The following is a 16,733-nucleotide window of genomic DNA, read 5'->3' as shown; positions in this document are numbered from 1 at the left end:
GCTGGCCGCCGAAGGCTGATCCTGCCCCCGGCTTTCGCCGGGGCCGACAGGCGGCGACCCCCACAGACAATGGCGGGCCCAAAGGGAAACCGGGCCCGCCATTCCGTTTCTTCGACATGACAGGACCGGGCGGATCGGGTGGCCACAGTACAGGCGGGCGGCCCTGGGGGATGCTGGAAGAGGCCCGGCCAATTGGGCCTGTCGCGCGTCAGGATGTCCGCAGCGATCCGCAGAGAGCGGCGATTCTGCGCACCGACAGGGCATAGACCGGCGGAGTCCCCCCCGTCGTGCCCCTGAAAAACGTGGGTTTGCGTGCTCTGGCCGAGAAACCGACTTATCCGGCCTATTCGGCCGCGTAGCGGTGGCTGTCTTCCTTGGCGACCACAGCGGCGATTTCCGGTTCGTCGACTGTCTGGGGCTCCTCGACGATCTCGGGCGCGACCTCCTCGGATTTGCGACCATAGCTGACAAGGCCGACGATGCGCAGGTACATGAACACGAAAGCCACGGAAAGCGCGACCATTGCCGCCAGCCCAAGCAGCGGCGCGCGGTAGAACAGCACGCCAAGGGCAATCGGAACGCCGACGAAGGGCGTCAGAACGAAGGAGGTCAGGGAATTGGAGATGTGCCGCTTGCCGCGCAGGCCGAACTTGATCTCGAGTGTCCGCATCACCAGCTGATGGAAATGCATGCGGTCGGGCTGGTCGGTGCGGCGGCCGCTGCGCCGGCGGCGGTAGATCGCCCAGAGCGTATCGGCCACCGGCCAGAAGTAGAACAGCGCGATCGAGATCCCGGCAACCTCGGGGTTGCGGGCCACAAGCGCAATGCCCAGCCAGACCAGAAGATGCCCGACCGAATAGGCGCCGCCATCGCCAAGAAAGATCCGACCCTTCGGCCAGTTGTGAAGCTGGAAGCCGATCAGGGCCGCGATCACGGTGCCGCAAAGGGCCAGCATCTGCGTGTCGCCCACCCACCAGGACACCAGCGCCAGGCCGGCGCCGATCACCACGCCGGTGGCCCCGGCAAAGCCGTTCACACCGTCGATGAGGTTGAAGGCATGGCACATGCCAGTCGACCAGATCAGCGTCACCACTATCGCAAAAGGTGCAAAGGCGAACAGCGCATCGACACCGGGAACGCCGATCGCGGTGATCCAGATCTGCTGTGTCGCCAGCAGGATGATACCCGAGACAAGCGCCGCCAGAAGACGGCCCCGCGGCGAGATGTAAAAGCCGAGATCCTCGAACAGACCCGCCAGGAACACCGGTGCCAGCGACACCAGAAGCGCCAGCCAGAAGCTGTCGGAAGGATCGCCGAGCAGCACGAAGCCCGTTACGACGGCAAGGACGATGCCAACGCCGCCAAGGCGTGGGGTCGGATTGACATGCGCGCTTTGCACGGCCAGATGGTCTCCGCCGCGGGAAAATCTCTTCAAGATCCAAGGGCCAGACATCACGGTTATGGTGTTGACTGACCAGGAAATGGCGAACACCGCGAGGAAAATTAGACTATTTATCGTGATAAGCATTCAAAAACCAAAAAATTCTTTGCGATGGTTTCATACAAAGATTCTCATGATTCGTACAGGCCGGGAACGGCCCTTCGGCGGGTCAAAAGCCGTTATCCAGGTCGGTTTCCCGCGAAACTGCATACAATTCAAGCGGGTACGGAATAATGACAATTTTTGTGTCAGTTCCGCAACGCAGACCAGTTCGGGCATGGAGAGTTCGAGGAAGGCCCGGATTGATGGCAGCGCGGTTGCTTGGATCCAAGCCTGCTTGGCGCACAGGGGCTCCTGCCCGAAAAGATTTGCTGCGGCTGCGGGCCATTCCTTAGTTTTCGGGTGTCAGCAATTCGGCGCGACCGAGCGTGAAACCGGATTTGATCCAGCGCTTTTCAAGCCGCTTCAGTTCACGACCCAGAGCGGCACCACTCAACTTCGGCGAGAGATCCGTGCTGCGCACCGGGAAGGCTGCAACGGCGCCTCTGGCGATGTCGCCGGCCAGCCCCGGATCAAGGGCGACCGCCTGCAGAGCGGCGCGCAGAAGCGCCACCGACCATGCCGTTTCCGAGCCCAGCCGATAGCCGAGTTCGGCGGGCCCCGCCAACCCTGCGATCTGCTCGTGCAGCAATGCCAGAAGCCGTGCCTGTTTTCTTGAAAGGCGCAGGCGGCGCGCGGCATCTTCGCCGCCCAGAGCAGCAAGCCGGCGGATCGGGTCGACCCCAATGCCGGCGGCCGTTTCCAGATGCACAAGCGGCGCCAGCGCCCGGTCGTCGGCACCGGGAAGCAGCGCAGTCAGCGCGCCGCAGGCCCGCATTGCGGCGACGGAGGGCGCCGGATCGGCGGCGGCCAGCAGCTTGATCGTTTCGGCGCCGACCCTCTCGCGCGACAGGGCCGCCAGCCCCGAGAGGTTCTCGGCGATGGCGGCCAGCGCCTCGGCGTCCATGCCGGCCCTGGGGTCGCCGTACCAGGCGTGAAAACGGAAGAAGCGCAGGATGCGCAGGTAATCTTCGCGGATGCGGGCCCCGGCATCGTCGATGAAACGCACCCGGCGTGCCCTGAGGTCGCCAAGACCGCCCAGCGGATCGACAAGGGTGCCGTCCGGTTCGGCATAAAGCGCGTTCATGGTGAAATCGCGGCGCCCGGCGTCGTCTTCCACATGGTCGGAAAAGGCCACCACCGCGCGCCGCCCGTCGGTGGCCACATCCTTGCGGAAGGTCGTGATCTCATGCGGCACATGCTCGGCGACCACGGTGATGGTGCCGTGGTCGATTCCGGTCGGAATGGCCGCGAAGCCGGCCCTGGTGGCCAGTTGCATCACGGTTTCGGGGCGGGCATCGGTGGCGATGTCGAGATCGTTGACCGCGACCCCGAGCAACGCATTGCGCACGCAGCCGCCGACGAACAGCGCCCGGTACCCGGCCCCGGTCAGCATCGCGCAGACCGCCTGCGTGCGCGGCGCGGTCAGCCAGCTGCCACAAACCTGCATCACCCTGCAAGCCTGTCGGCAAGGCCACGCAGAATGCGCGCCGTTGCGCCCCAGATGTAATAGGGGCCGAAGGGCACGGTGAAATAGGCCCGCCGCTGGCCCATCCACAGTCGCGACTGCACCGAGAACCGCCGCGGGTCCGTCACATGGTCCAGCGGCACGGAAAAGACCTCGTCCACCTCGCCGGGTTCGGGGCGGATGTCGAAGGGCGCCTTCACCCGGCCCAGCACCGGGGTCACGGTGAAGCCGGTCACGGTCTCGTGGTGGGGCAGGGTGCCGAGAACCTCGACATTGCCTGTCGGCAGGCCGATTTCCTCTTCGGCCTCGCGCAGGGCGGCGGCCACCGCATCGGCGTCGTCTTCATCCTGCTTGCCACCGGGAAAGGCGATCTGTCCCGGGTGATGCTTGAGATGCGAGGCCCGCTTGGTCAGCAGCAGCTGCGGCCTGCCCGACCAGGTGGCGACGGGCACCAGCACGCCGGCGGGGCGCAGCCGGCGCCCCTTGGGCAGAACCACATCCGGGTTGAGGTCGAAATCGGACGAGCCCGCGCCGCTGCGCGCCAGGGCGGCGAGAAGAGGGGCGAGCGGATCAGGCACCGCCGGAAACCGGCGCGTCCTTGCCGACCGTTGCGGGATCAAGATCGTAATGGGCGCTACAGAACTGGCAGTCGGCCGTGACCCGCCCTTCGGGGGTGGTCATCTTCTGGATATCCTTGGCCGAATAGATCGACAGGCTCTGGCGGACGCGGTCCTCGGAGCAGGTGCAGCCGAAGGTCACCGCCTGCACGTCGAAAACCCGCGGGGCCTCCTCGTGAAACAGGCGCAGCAAAAGCGTGGTCGGCGCCACCGAAGGGCCGATCATCTCGAGCTCTTCGACGCTGTCGAGCAGGATATTGGCCCGGTTCCAGTTTTCGCTGTCCTCTTCGCCCAGCGCGAGGCCGGCCTCGGGGGCGATGCTCTCGTTGTTGCCGTTGCCGCCGGGGGCATGCGGCGAGGCCTTGGGCATATGTTGCAGCATGATGCCGCCGGCCCGCCAATGCTCGGCGACGCCGGGTTCGGTCGATTTGCCAAACCGCAGGGCGAACCGGGTCGGAAGCTGTTCGGACTGGGCGAAATAGGCTTCGGCGCAGGCCTTGAGCGAACCGCCGGCCAGCCCGGTGATACCCTGATAGGGTTTCATGCCGTCACCCTGGTCGATCATCACCGCGAGATAGCCGTTGCCGATCTGCGAGAACGGCTCATCATCGGTAAGCCGGCTTTCGTCGAAGCTGGCATAGGCCCTGATGCGCGCCGGTTCGCCCTCTTGCGTGGGCCCGTAATAATCGGTGGCGATCATCCGCACCGGGCCGTTCGACTGCACCTGCAACGACAGTTTCCAGCGCAGTTTGATGGTCTGCCCGATCAGTGCCGTCAGCAGGGTCATCTCGGCGACAAGGGCTTCGACGGTCGCCGGGTAGGCGTGCTGTTTCAGAACGCCGTCAAGCACGCCGTCAAGTCGCGCGACCCGGCCGCGAATGTCTGATTTGTCCAGCTGGAACGGCAGAACCGTGTCGTCCCAGGCGATTGTTTCAACAGGAGTCATGCGTTTTCCTAATGGTCTTTCCTTGCCATACCGTGACTATATAAGGGCAGCAAGCCCAACAAAAAGAGTGTTCCCGTGATCCGCCGATTTGGAGACCCGCCGCATGCCGACAGGATCTACAGGCCGCGGCCGGGGGCCTATGCGGTGCTGATTCGCGGCGACCGGATGCTGACCACCTTTCAGGCCGGGCCGGTCCCGGAATTCCAGCTTCCCGGTGGCGGCATCGACCCCGGTGAATCGCCGCTCGGGGCGCTCTATCGTGAAGTGCGTGAAGAAACCGGCTGGAGCATTGCCGGCGCCGTGCGGCTGGGTCTCTACCGGCGGTTTGCCTATATGCCGGACTATGATCTCTGGGCCGAGAAGACCTGCGCCATCTATGCCGCCCGCCCGGTGCGCCGGCACGGCCCGCCAAGCGAACCGGGGCACAGCGCCCATTGGCTGCCGGTCCGCGAAGCGATCGCGCGCCTGGCGAGCTCGGGCGACCGCTTCTTTGCCGCGCGCCATTGTCGTGGCTACGGTACCGCCCCCCGGAATTCGAAAAGAATTCCCGACACGTCATCGGGGAAATGATCGCTGCCGGCGAATTCGGCGAGCCGCCAGATCAGGGCTTCGAGCATGGTTTCCACATTGTGACCCGCAAGCGAGCTCAGCAGTCTGGCCAGCCCCTCTTCGCCGAGCATCCTGTCCTGTGCATCCGGACATTCGGTGACCCCGTCGGACAGGATCACCAGCCGGTCGCCGACCCCGAGCCGGGTTTCGAACGCCAGGAAGTCGGCGCCCTCGATCAGCCCCACCGGCAGCCCGCCCGGTCCGTCCTGCTCGATGCGCCCGTCGGCGCGCAGGATCACCGGGTGCGGGTGCCCGGCCTGGGCCATCTGGGTCAGCCCCGTCCGCAGGTCGACGACGGCGATCAGCATCGTGAAATAGAGTTCGGTTTCCATTTCCTCGAGCACGATCCGGTTCATGGCGCCGATCACCTCATGCGGCGGCAGGTAGCCCCGGCTGCCATCCGGCAGGTCGCACAGGGCGACATTGTGTTCGGCGGAAGACGAGGACAGATAGCCCGCCAGCCGCGCGGTCATCAGTGCCGAGCTGATCCCGTGCCCCGAAACGTCGATGGCGTAAAAGCCGACATGGGTCTCGCCGATCCGGTACTGGCCGACCAGATCGCCGCCGACATGACCGCTGGAGCGCAGCTCGAGTGACACCGCGCCCGACCCGAAATCCTTGAACCTGTCGCGGACGAGGGATTGTTGCAGCTTCTTGGCCTCGATAAGGTCGTGGTCGAGCGAATCATAAAGCTGCTGCAATTCCTGCAGGGTTTCGGAAATCACGTGGTTCTTCTCGGTCAGTTCCCGCTGCATGCGCAGGATGCGCTCACCGGCGCTGATGCGGGCGCGCAGCTCATGCGGATTGACCGGCTTGGAAAGGAAATCGTCCGCCCCGCCCTCGAGACCGCGCACCAGTTCGTCCTTGTCGCTTTTCGAGGTCAACAGGATGAAATACCCGTAACGCTCGCCTGGCAGGGCGCGAAACGCCTGGCAAAAGGCGATCCCGTCCATGCCGGGCATCACCAGGTCGCTCAGGATCAGGTCCGGGGGGCCTGTGCGGCAGATTTCCAAAGCCTCGGCGCCCGAGGCCGCCTCCACGACCTCATAGCCTTCGCGCAGCAGCGAACTGCCGACGATGCGCCTTTGCAAGCGGCTGTCATCCACCACCAGCACCCGGCGAATGGCGCCCTTCGGGGCCGGCGCCCGAGGCGGCGCAACTGTTTTCTCAACACCCAACTTCCGTACACCCGTGCAACTCCATACCCGCCCCAGCTCTACGCCCCGGTCATTAACAAGCCTTGAATGCTAAAAATGAGGGGATCGCCGGATCGGAAGACAATCTTAACCTCTGCCGGGCAGTATCGCCGCGATGAACGAGGGATCAGCCATGATAGACTGGGGCCGGGTGGCCGACTTGCGCGAGGAAATCGGCGCAGAGGATTTTGACGAGATCATCGACCTGTTTCTGAGCGAGGTCGACGATGCCATCGCGCGGCTGCGCGCCGGCCCCGACCCCGGGACTCTCGGCGACGATCTGCATTTCCTGAAGGGCAGCGCGCTCAACCTCGGGTTCCTCGCCTTCGCCGATCTCTGCCAGCAGGGCGAAAGCGCCGCCGGCCGGGGCGCGGCCGAGACTGTGGATGTCGCGGCGATCCTGACCTGCTTCGATGGCTCCAGAACGGCATTCCTCGACGGGGTCGGCGCCCGCTTTCCGGCCTGATGCCCGTGCCGCTCGTGAGGCTGGCTCGCGCAGGGGCCGCGCCGGGCCGTTTGACAGCCAAACCGCGTGATATTCCGCGGCCAGGGCCCGCCGCCCCCGCAGGACACCTTGCCCTGTCCCGCAAAACCCGCTATCGCGCCTGCGATAAAGGTTTAAGAGGGATCCGACATGTCCGCGCCCAAGAAAGTTGTCCTGGCCTATTCCGGTGGTCTCGATACATCGATCATCCTGAAATGGCTGCAAACCGAATATGGCTGCGAGGTCATCACCTTCACCGCCGATCTCGGTCAGGGCGAAGAGCTGGAGCCCGCCCGCAAGAAGGCCGAGATGCTGGGCATCAAGCCGGAGAACATCCATATCGAGGACCTGCGCGAGGAATTCGTGCGCGATTTCGTCTTCCCGATGTTCCGCGCCAACGCGCAGTACGAGGGTCTCTCCCTGCTGGGCACCTCGATCGCCCGCCCGCTGATCTCCAAACGCCTGGTCGAGATCGCCGCCGAGCATAACGCCGACGCGGTCAGCCACGGCGCCACCGGCAAGGGCAATGACCAGGTGCGGTTCGAGCTGGCCGCCTATGCGCTGAACCCCGACATCAAGGTCATCGCCCCCTGGCGCGAATGGGATCTCAGCTCGCGCACCCGGCTCTTGGAGTTTGCCGAGGCCCACCAGATCCCGGTTGCCAAGGACAAGCGCGGCGAAGCGCCCTTCTCGGTCGATGCCAACCTGTTGCACACCTCGTCCGAAGGCAAGGTGCTGGAAGACCCGGCCGAGGACGCGCCCGATTACGTCTATCAGCGCACCGTGCACCCCGAGGATGCGCCGGACACGCCGGAATTCATCGAGATCGAGTTCGAAAAGGGCGATCCGGTCGCCATCAACGGCGAGAAAATGTCGCCTGCGACCATCCTTACCGAGCTCAACGAATATGGCCGCAAGCACGGCATCGGCCGTCTCGACCTGGTCGAGGGGCGCTATGTCGGCATGAAGTCGCGCGGCATCTACGAGACCCCCGGCGGCACCATCCTGATCGACGCCCACCGCGGCATCGAATCGATCACCATGGACCGCGGCGCCATGCATCTCAAAGACGAGCTGATGCCGAAATACGCCGAGCTGATCTACAACGGCTACTGGTACAGCCCCGAACGCGAGATGCTGCAGGCCGCCATCGACGCCAGCCAGGACCATGTCACCGGCACCGTGCGCATGAAGCTTTACAAGGGTCTCGCCCGCGTGGTCGGCCGCTGGTCGGATCACTCGCTCTATTCCGAAGAGCATGTGACCTTTGAAGAAGACATGGGCGCCTATGACCAGACCGACGCCGCCGGCTTCATTCAGCTCAACGCCCTGCGCCTGAAGCTGATCGCCCTGCGCAACAAGCGGGTCGGCAAATAAGGCGAGGCTGCCTCCTGCAACGTCAGCATTGCTTTGCAATTCACGCCCCCCTAGCCATTGGGGGGCGTATTCATTTGAGGGCCACCACATGCTGCAACAGATCATCGACCGCATGCAGAAAGAGCTGCAAAGCAAGAGCTTCGAGGGCTCGCTTAAATTCGACTGCGGCGAGGACGGGGTGATCGTGCTGCGCGATGGCAGCGCCTCGGGCGAAGATCAGGAGACCGATTGCACCATCCGCCTTTCGGCCGACAATCTGGTCAAGCTCCTGACCGGCAAGCTGAACCCGATGACCGGGGTGATGATGGGCAAGCTGAAGGTCTCGGGCGACATGGGCGTGGCGATGAGGCTTGGCAAACTGCTGGCCTGATCTTTCTCTTGCCCAAAATATCCTGGGGTGAGGATGGCGAGCCACGGCACGCCAACCGAGGGGCAAAGCCCCTGACCGCTCAGATCTTTGCGTCGCGCATCCGCTCGTAAAACGGCATCGCCGCCTCCAGAACCCCCCGCAGGTGTTCCGGCACCTCGGGCAAGGGTCCTTCGGCCCCGGCGAAACCGGTCGAGGTCCACACAGCCCCATACCAGTGCCGCGCCCAGACGCCGTCATCCTTGTGGCCACCTTGGGGCCAGGACAGCATGGCCGGGTCCCAATTCAACCCGATGGCATCACAGAGCCGGCGCAGCATCTTTTCCGGGTCCTCGCGAATGTCGTGGCTGTCGATCACCACACCGCCGACCGCGTCGAACAGTTCGGCCTGCTGCCAGAAGCCGATGTCATCAAGGGTCGGGTTCTCGCGCTTGATGCCATAGCTGGCAATCACCCGCGCCGGGTGGCGGATCAGGAACACATTGACCATGTCGCGCATCCAGTCGCGGGGCACGCCAGAAATCATGTGCTGGGTCATATGTTTCTGATAATAATGCGGTTTTCCGTTCGGATTGGGCCCCATGAGGCCCGCCACCACCTCTGCGGGCTCCTGCGGCTGGCTGGCCATGATCTCGGCCCGCATCGGGTGATCGAGGCCGGTCTCGGCAAGGTAGGAGGCATAAAAGGGCTCATCCACCACGGCGCAGTCGGCGCGGTTGCCAAAGGCATACATCATCGCGGTCGAAAGATTGCGGGGGCCGCTCCACATGGCGATCTTCATCGGCCAATTCTCCGTTGGGTATCCTGTCGGGATGGTGTCGATATCAAGGTGATGTCAGCGCGCCGCATCTGCCGCCACCAGGTCCTTGTAAAGCGCGCGGATGCGCCTTGTCATCGGGCCCATCTCGCCCGCGCCGATCCGGCGGCCGTCGATTTCGCCCACCGGGGTCTGGGCGCCGAAGGTGCCGGTCAGAAAGGCCTCGTCGGCGCCATAGGTGTCGACCAGTGAATAGTTGCGCTCGTAAACCGGGATGCCATCGGCGCGGCAGACGTCGATCACCTTGGCCCGTGTGATGCCGTTCATGCAGTAATCGCCGGTCGAGGTCCAAACCGCGCCCCTGCGCACGATGAAGAAGTTGCAGGCGTTGGTGGTGTTCACGAAGCCGTTCACATCCAGCATCAGCGCCTCATCCGCGCCGGCTTTCTCGGCGGCGATACAGGCCAGGATGCAGTTCAGCTTGGAGTGGGAATTCAGCTTGGGGTCCTGACTCATCGGCAGGCCGCGGATATGCGGCACCGTGGCCAGCCGGATCGGGCGCGGCAGCGAAGGTCTGGAATGCTCCATGATGATGGTCACGGTGGGGCCCTGCCGGCTGAGGCCGGGGTGCTGGAAGGGCCGCGATTTCACGCCGCGGGTGACCATCAGCCGGGCATGGGCGTCGCTGGTCATACCGTTGGCGGCGCGGGTCTCTTCCAGCGCGGCGATCATCTGCGCCCTGTCCATGCCGATATCAAGGTCGATGGCCTTGGCGGCTTCGAACAGCCGGTCCATATGTTCGCCGAGAAAGGCCCAGTGACCGTCATAGAGCCGCAAACCTTCCCAGACGCCGTCCCCAAGCATGAAGCCGCTGTCATAGACGCTGACCATGGCTTCGGCTTTCGGCACCGGGCGGCCGTTCAGCCAGATCAGAATATCTTCGTTGCGCGCGTCTTCCTCGGCCTGGTGGGTGGTGACGTGATCGGTCATGGCGGCTCCCCTGTTTCGGGCGACGCTAGTCGGCGGATCGCGCCGCGCCAAGAGGTAAATTATGCTCACCAAGCCGTGACATCCGATTGCAGGGCATTGTCCCACGCGCCATTGCGCGAGAGGCTGGGGCGGAGACTGGATTTGGAGGCTCGGATCATGCGGTTGTTCATCAAGACCAAGCCGGTTCTGCTGGGGGTGCTGATCGCGCTGGGCGTGGTCGCCCAGGGGCTGCGCGCCGAGGCGGCCAGCGACACGCTGGTGGTGGCGGGGGGCTGTTTCTGGTGCGTGGAAAGCGATTTCGAAAGCGTCGCCGGCGTCAAATCGGCGGTCTCGGGCTATACCGGCGGGCACGCGAAGAACCCCAGCTACAAGCAGGTGTCGCGCGGCGGCACCGGCCATTACGAGGCGGTGAAGATCACCTTCGATCCGAAGGTGGTCAGCACCGAGCGGCTGCTCTACCTGTTCTTCCGCTCGGTGGACCCGACCGATGCCGGGGGCCAGTTCTGCGATCGTGGTGAAAGCTATCGCACGGCGATTTTCGCTTCGGATCAGGCGCAAAGGGCGGCGGCCGAAGCCGCCAAGGCCGAGGCCGAGGCGGATCTCGGGCGCCGGCTGGTGACGCCGATCCTGCCGGCGGCGCGGTTCTACAAGGCGGAAAGCTATCATCAGGACTATTACAAGGGCGACAAGCTGGTGCTGACCCGCTTTGGCCCCAAGCGCCAATCAGAGGCCTACAAGCGCTATCGCGAGGCCTGCCGGCGCGACGCGGTCGTCAGGCGGCTGTGGGGGGCGGCGGCGCCCTTCGCGCATTGATTTCATCCCCGGGTCTGGCCGGAGGGGTGTCAGGGGCCTTGCCCCTCGGGCGGCGGGCGGGCCCGCCCCCCTCACCCCAGGATATTTCAGGCAAGAGAAAGCGGTGAGCGGGCGTGGTCAGAAACGCGCCTCCTGCACCTCCTTGAGGTCGGGAATCACGTCGGCGGTGCCGTGGCGGGTGACCATCAGGGCGGCGGCGCGGGTCGCCAGGGCGATGGCCTGCGGCATCGGCAGGCCGCGATCCAGCGCGGCCAGCGCATAGCCGGTGAAAGTGTCTCCGGCGCCGGTGGTGTCGACCGGGGTCACCGGCAGGGCCGGGAAATGCCGGGTTTCGCCGGTGATGTTGTCGAACAGCGTGCTGCCCTGGCTGCCGCGGGTGACGATCACCCGCTTGCCGGGCAGACCGGCCGGTGACTGGCCGGTCGCCTGTTCGAACTGCCCCGCCTCGACGGCGTTGAGGAACAGGATGTCGACCAGCGGCAGAAGCCCGTGCAGGGCGGTGATCTCGAAGGGGGCGGCGGCATAGGCGACGGTGAGGTCGAGGCTGCGCGCGGTGCGGGCGGCAAAGAGCTGGTTGTTGGTTTCGTTCTGCATCAGCAGGGTGTCGCCTGGCGAGGCCTCGGCCAGGGCGGTGCCGATCGCCGCCTCGCTGATGGCGTGATTGGCGCCGGGAAACAGCAGGATGGCGTTTTCGCCGTGATCGTCGACCTGGATCACCGCATGGCCGGTCGGGGTTGCATCGAGGGTGACGACATGGCGCGTGTCGACGCCGTATTCGAGCAGCCGGTCGCGGGCCCAGCCGCCATCGCGCCCCACCGCGCCGATATGCAGGACCTGCGCCGCGGCGCGGGCGGCGGCCACCGACATATTGGTGCCCTTGCCGCCGAGGCCACGCAGCAGCGAGGTGGCGGCAAGGGTTTCTCCGGGGCGCGGCAGATGCGGCACGCGGTAGAAGTGATCGGCATTGATCGAGCCAAGATTGTAGATCGGCATGGCGGTGCTCGGGCAAGAAAACAGGTCGGGCAAGCATGCCCGACCTGCGCGAAACATCAAGCCATGATGCGGTCAGCCGACCTTGCAGGCGGCCATGATCGCCATGTTGAGGATGTCGTTGGCGGTGGAGCCGGTGGAGCAGATCTGGATCGAGTGATCGACGCCGGACAGGATCGGGCCGATCACCGTGGCGCCGGCCATTTCCTGCAGCAGCTTGGTCGAGATCGAGGCCGAGTGCCGCGCCGGCACCACCAGGATATTGGCCGGGCCGGTGAGACGCTGGAACGGGTAGTTGTCCTGCGTCCTGGTGTTGAGCGCCACGTCGACGGTCATTTCGCCCTCGTATTCGAAATCGACCCCCCGCCGGTCAAGGACCTTGGGCGCCAGATGCATCTTTTCGGCCCGTTCCGAGACCGGGTAGCCGAAGGTCGAGAAGCTGACGAAGGCGACCCGTGGATCGAGCCCCATGTGGCGGGCGACACCGGCGGCGCGCTCGGCGATATTGGCAAGGTCGGTCTCGTTCGGCCATTCATGGACCAGCGTGTCGGCCACCAGCACGATGCGGCCGTTGTGCAGCAGCGCGGTGACGCCGACGGCGCCGTTCTCGGTGCTGGCGTCGATCACGTGGTTGACCAGTTCCAGCACATGCGCCGATTTGCGGGTGGCGCCGGTGACCAGCGCGTCGCCATGGCCGTGTTTCAGCATCAGCGCCGAGAACACGTGGCGGTCGCGCGAGGCAAGGCGGAAGACGTCGTGCCGGTCAAAGCCGCGCCGTTGCAGGCGGTTGTAGAGGAAATCGGTATAGGTCTCGAGATAGCGGGTGTTCTTGGCGTTGACCACTTCGATCTCGCGGACCGCGTCGCCAAGGCCGGCGGCCTCGAGCTTGGCCTTGACGTCGTCTTCGCGGCCGACCACCAGCGCCTTGCCGAAGCCCGAGCGCTGGTAGGTGACGGCGGCGCGCAGCACCCGCGGATCGTCGCCTTCGGCAAAGATCATCCGTGCCTGGGCGTTGCGGGCGCGGGCGTTGAGGCTGCGCAGGATCGAGGCGGTCGGGTCCATGCGCGACTTGAGGTTTTCCTCGTAGCCCGTCATGTCGATGATCGGGCGCCGCGCGACGCCGGTGTCCATGCCGGCGCGCGCCACGGCGGGCGGAATGCGGTGGATCAGGCGCGGGTCGAACGGGGTCGGGATGATATAGTCGCGGCCGAAGGACAGCTTGCGGCCATAGGCCATGGCGACCTCGTCCGGCACGTCTTCGCGGGCCAGTTCGGCCAGCGCCTCGGCGCAGGCGATCTTCATCTCGTCGTTGATGGCGCGGGCGTGGATGTCGAGCGCGCCGCGGAACAGATAGGGAAAGCCCAGCACGTTGTTGACCTGGTTCGGGTAATCCGAGCGGCCGGTGGCGACAATGGCGTCGGCACGCACGGCATGGGCCTCTTCCGGGGTGATTTCCGGGTCGGGGTTGGCCATGGCGAAGATCACCGGATCGTCGGCCATGTCCTCGACCATCTGCGCGGTGACGGCCCCCTTGACCGAGACGCCAAGAAAGACGTCGGCGCCCTTCATCGCCTCGTCGAGCGTGCGCAGGTCGGTCTTGATCGCATGGGCCGATTTCCACTGGTTCATGCCGGTCGTGCGGCCCTGGTAGATGACGCCCTTGGTGTCGCAGACGATGCAGTTTTCATGCTTGGCGCCCATGGATTTCAGCAGCTCGATACAGGCGATGCCGGCCGCGCCGGCGCCGTTGAGCACGATCTTCACGTCCTCGATCTTCTTGCCCGAGATATGCAGCGCGTTGATCAGACCGGCGGCGCAGATCACGGCGGTGCCGTGCTGGTCGTCGTGAAAGACCGGGATGTCCATCTCTTCTTTCAGGCGCTGCTCGATGATGAAGCACTCGGGCGCCTTGATGTCCTCGAGGTTGATGCCGCCGAAGGTCGGCCCCATCAGCCGCACTGCCTGGCAGAAGGCCTCCGGGTCCTCGGTGTCGAGCTCGATGTCGATCGAGTTGACGTCGGCGAAACGCTTGAACAGGACCGCTTTGCCTTCCATCACCGGCTTGGAGCCGAGCGCGCCGAGATTGCCGAGGCCAAGAACCGCCGTGCCGTTGGAAATCACCGCCACGAGGTTGCCCTTGTTGGTGTAGTCATAGGCGGTCGCAGGGTCGGCCGCGATCGCTTCGCAGGGCACGGCAACGCCGGGGGAATAGGCCAGCGACAGGTCGCGCTGGGTGGTCATCGGCACCGTGGCCTTGATCTCGAACTTGCCCGGGGTCGGTTCGAGGTGGAAGGCGAGCGCCTCTTCCGCGGTGACTTTGGTCTTGGTCATGTTTTCTTTCTCCGGATGCCTTGGGGGCCTCTTAACTCAAGGGGGGCCATCTCTCAACCAAAAGCACTTTCGCCTTTCGCCCCCGGATCGGGTTTTGCTAAGTCTTGGGGCCAGACCAGGGGGGTTCGACACGTGAACGCAGCCAAGCCAGCCGTCACGCCGATGATGGCGCAATACCTCGAGATCAAGGCCGAGCACCCGGATGCGCTGCTGTTCTACCGCATGGGCGATTTCTACGAGATGTTCTTTGACGACGCGGTGGCGGCGGCTGGGGCGCTGGACATCGCGCTGACCAAGCGCGGCAAGCACGGCGGCGAGGAAATCCCAATGTGCGGGGTGCCGCATCATGCCGCCGAAGGCTATTTCCTGACCCTGATCCGCAAGGGGTTCCGGGTCGCGGTCTGCGAACAGATGGAAAGCCCGGCCGAGGCCAAGAAACGCGGCTACAAGGCGGTGGTGCGGCGCGAGGTGGTGCGGCTGGTGACCCCCGGCACCCTGACCGAGGATTCGCTCCTGGATGCGCGGCGGCACAATTTTCTGGCGGCTTTTGCGCAGGTTAGGGACGAGGCGGCGCTGGCATGGGCGGATATTTCCACCGGCGCGCTGCATGTGATGCCGTTGGCGGCCGTGCGATTGGGGCCCGAGCTGGCGCGGCTGGCACCCTCGGAACTGCTGGTGGCCGAGGGCGCCGAGACCGTGCTTGACGAGGTGGCGCGCGACATGGGCGTGCCGATGACGCCGCTGTCGCGCGGAGCCTTCGATTCAAGCGCTGCCGAAAAGCGCGTTGCGGGGCTGTTCAAGACCAACTCGCTGGCCGCTTTTGGCAATTTCACCCGGCCCGAGGTCGGCGCTTTGGGCGCCATCGTCGATTATCTGGAGCTGACCCAGAAGGGAAAACTGCCCCTGCTGCGCCCGCCCCAGCGCGAGGCGACGGCGGCGGTGATGCAGATCGACGCCGCGACCCGGCGCAATCTCGAGCTGACGACGGCGCTGGCGGGGGGGCGGGCGGGCTCGCTTCTCGCGACGATTGACCGCACGCTGACCGCCGGGGGCGCGCGGCTTCTGGAGCGCCGCCTGTCGTCGCCCTCGCTGCATGTGCAGAGGGTGACCGAGCGGTTGGATGCGGTGAGCTATTTCTTTGCCGAGAGCCGAGTCGCCGACAGGGTGCGCGCGGCCCTGCGCAGGGTGCCCGACATCGACCGCGCCCTGTCGCGCCTTTCGCTGGATCGCGGCGGGCCGCGCGACCTGGCGGCGATCCGCAATGCGCTGGGTCAGGCGCTGGATCTGGCCGGCGCGGATTACGCCGGGGGGTTGCCGGCGGCCCTGAACGAGGCGCGCGAGGCGCTGGGCGGGCATGATGCCCTGCTTGACCTCTTGGATCAGGCCCTTGTGGCCGACCCGCCCCTGCTAGTGCGGGACGGTGGTTTCATCGCGCCGGGCCATGACGACGAGCTGGACGAAAGCCGCCGGCTGCGCGACGAGGGGCGCAGCGTGATCGCCGGCATGCAGGCGCGATATGTCGAGATCACCGGCATCCAATCGCTGAAGATCAAGCACAACAACGTGCTGGGCTATTTCGTTGAGACCACGGCAAAACATGCTGACGCGATGATGTCGCCGCCTCTGTCCGAGACTTTCATTCACCGCCAGACCACCGCCAATCAGCTGCGCTTTACCACCGTCGAGCTGAGCGAGATGGAAACCAAGATCCTGAACGCCGGCAATCGGGCGCTGGAGATCGAAAAGCGTCTCTATGACAGCCTGAAAACCGCCATTCTGGCGCGGTCGGCCGAGCTGGCGCAGACCGCGCGCGGCCTGGCCGAGATGGATCTGGCGGCGGCGCTGGCGCTCCTGGCACAGGAGGAAGACTGGTGCCGGCCCGAGGTCAACGACAGCCGGGATTTCGACATCGAGGGCGGGCGCCATCCGGTGGTCGAGGCGGCGCTGCGCAAATCCGGCGAGCCGTTCATCGCCAATGACTGCGATCTTTCCGGTGGCGGCGCGGCCAGTATATGGTTGCTGACCGGCCCCAACATGGCCGGTAAATCGACTTTCCTGCGGCAGAACGCGCTGATCGCGCTCTTGGCGCAGATGGGCAGTTTCGTGCCCGCCACACGCGCCCGGATCGGGCTGATCAGCCAGCTGTTCAGCCGTGTCGGTGCCTCGGATGACCTTGCGCGGGGGCGCTCGACCTTCATGGTCGAGATGGTGGAAACCGCCGCCATCCTCAATCAGGCCGACGACCGGG

At 65.3% G+C, this 16,733-nt stretch carries 15 protein-coding genes; 6 read left to right on the top strand and 9 right to left on the bottom strand.

Features of this window, described 5'->3' with window-relative positions; genetic code table 11:
• Positions 1-343: 343 nt before the first annotated feature.
• The 4 genes from ABZD10_RS05420 to ABZD10_RS05405 all read right to left on the bottom strand — a co-directional run bounded on the left by ABZD10_RS05420 (position 344) and on the right by ABZD10_RS05405 (position 4,571).
• Complete coding sequence (locus ABZD10_RS05420; RefSeq protein WP_372885120.1) at positions 344-1,399, bottom strand: glycosyltransferase; 1,056 nt, start codon at positions 1,397-1,399, stop codon at positions 344-346.
• Positions 1,400-1,832: 433 nt separating this feature from the next.
• Positions 1,833-2,990, bottom strand: a complete 1,158-nt coding sequence (locus ABZD10_RS05415; RefSeq protein WP_372885122.1) for a CCA tRNA nucleotidyltransferase — start codon at positions 2,988-2,990, stop codon at positions 1,833-1,835.
• The gene (locus ABZD10_RS05410) at positions 2,990-3,586 is read right to left on the bottom strand and encodes a CoA pyrophosphatase (RefSeq protein WP_372885119.1); all 597 of its coding nucleotides are present in this window, start codon (positions 3,584-3,586) and stop codon (positions 2,990-2,992) included. The genes ABZD10_RS05415 and ABZD10_RS05410 overlap by 1 nt, the downstream gene beginning before the upstream one ends.
• The gene (locus ABZD10_RS05405; protein ID WP_372885118.1) at positions 3,579-4,571 is read right to left on the bottom strand and encodes an Hsp33 family molecular chaperone HslO; all 993 of its coding nucleotides are present in this window, start codon (positions 4,569-4,571) and stop codon (positions 3,579-3,581) included. Before ABZD10_RS05405 ends, ABZD10_RS05410 begins: the two co-directional genes overlap by 8 nt.
• A gap of 75 nt (positions 4,572-4,646) precedes the next feature.
• Here ABZD10_RS05405 and ABZD10_RS05400 point away from each other — a divergent pair, with 75 nt between their 5' ends.
• Complete coding sequence (locus tag ABZD10_RS05400; protein ID WP_372885117.1) at positions 4,647-5,141, top strand: NUDIX domain-containing protein; 495 nt, start codon at positions 4,647-4,649, stop codon at positions 5,139-5,141.
• Here the strand turns inward: ABZD10_RS05400 and ABZD10_RS05395 are convergent.
• Positions 5,084-6,286 carry a PP2C family protein-serine/threonine phosphatase gene (locus ABZD10_RS05395; protein WP_372885116.1) on the bottom strand — a complete coding sequence of 401 codons (1,203 nt, stop codon included), beginning with the start codon at positions 6,284-6,286 and terminating at the stop codon, positions 5,084-5,086. The genes ABZD10_RS05400 and ABZD10_RS05395 overlap by 58 nt on opposite strands.
• 223 nt (positions 6,287-6,509) lie before the next feature.
• On the opposite strand from ABZD10_RS05395, the gene ABZD10_RS05390 reads away from it, so the two are divergent.
• The 3 genes from ABZD10_RS05390 (at position 6,510) to ABZD10_RS05380 (ending at position 8,607) form a co-directional block, all read left to right on the top strand.
• The gene (locus tag ABZD10_RS05390) at positions 6,510-6,842 is read left to right on the top strand and encodes an Hpt domain-containing protein (RefSeq protein ID WP_372885115.1); all 333 of its coding nucleotides are present in this window, start codon (positions 6,510-6,512) and stop codon (positions 6,840-6,842) included.
• Positions 6,843-7,010: 168 nt separating this feature from the next.
• Positions 7,011-8,237, top strand: a complete 1,227-nt coding sequence (locus ABZD10_RS05385) for an argininosuccinate synthase (protein WP_372885114.1) — start codon at positions 7,011-7,013, stop codon at positions 8,235-8,237.
• Positions 8,238-8,325: 88 nt separating this feature from the next.
• Positions 8,326-8,607, top strand: coding sequence for an SCP2 sterol-binding domain-containing protein (locus ABZD10_RS05380; RefSeq protein ID WP_372885113.1), 282 nt, complete (start codon positions 8,326-8,328; stop codon positions 8,605-8,607).
• 79 nt (positions 8,608-8,686) lie between these two features.
• Here the strand turns inward: ABZD10_RS05380 and ABZD10_RS05375 are convergent, their stop codons facing one another.
• Complete coding sequence (locus ABZD10_RS05375; RefSeq protein WP_372885112.1) at positions 8,687-9,385, bottom strand: HAD family hydrolase; 699 nt, start codon at positions 9,383-9,385, stop codon at positions 8,687-8,689.
• 54 nt (positions 9,386-9,439) lie between these two features.
• A complete protein-coding gene (locus tag ABZD10_RS05370) occupies positions 9,440-10,351 on the bottom strand; it encodes a D-amino acid aminotransferase (RefSeq protein ID WP_372885111.1) in 912 nt (303 codons plus the stop codon).
• 156 nt (positions 10,352-10,507) lie between these two features.
• Between ABZD10_RS05370 and msrA the strand changes: the two genes are divergently transcribed.
• Positions 10,508-11,164, top strand: coding sequence for a peptide-methionine (S)-S-oxide reductase MsrA (gene msrA, locus ABZD10_RS05365; RefSeq protein WP_372885110.1), 657 nt, complete (start codon positions 10,508-10,510; stop codon positions 11,162-11,164).
• 117 nt (positions 11,165-11,281) lie between these two features.
• Here the strand turns inward: msrA and ABZD10_RS05360 are convergent, their stop codons facing one another.
• Together ABZD10_RS05360 and ABZD10_RS05355 are read right to left on the bottom strand one after the other, a co-directional pair.
• Positions 11,282-12,157, bottom strand: a complete 876-nt coding sequence (locus ABZD10_RS05360) for a ribokinase (RefSeq protein WP_372885109.1) — start codon at positions 12,155-12,157, stop codon at positions 11,282-11,284.
• Positions 12,158-12,229: 72 nt separating this feature from the next.
• Positions 12,230-14,485 (bottom strand): NADP-dependent malic enzyme, encoded by a 2,256-nt coding sequence (locus ABZD10_RS05355; RefSeq protein WP_372885108.1) that lies wholly within the window; start codon positions 14,483-14,485, stop codon positions 12,230-12,232.
• 162 nt (positions 14,486-14,647) lie between these two features.
• On the opposite strand from ABZD10_RS05355, the gene mutS reads away from it, so the two are divergent.
• Positions 14,648-16,733, top strand: a 2,086-nt coding sequence (gene mutS, locus ABZD10_RS05350; RefSeq protein WP_372885121.1) for a DNA mismatch repair protein MutS, incomplete at its 3' end; no start/stop codon positions are given.

This window comes from Shimia sp., assembly GCF_041624275.1.
Lineage (GTDB): Bacteria > Pseudomonadota > Alphaproteobacteria > Rhodobacterales > Rhodobacteraceae > Shimia.
The sequence above is the reverse complement of the archived record's forward strand: the minus strand, read 5'-3'. Positions and strand labels throughout refer to the sequence as shown.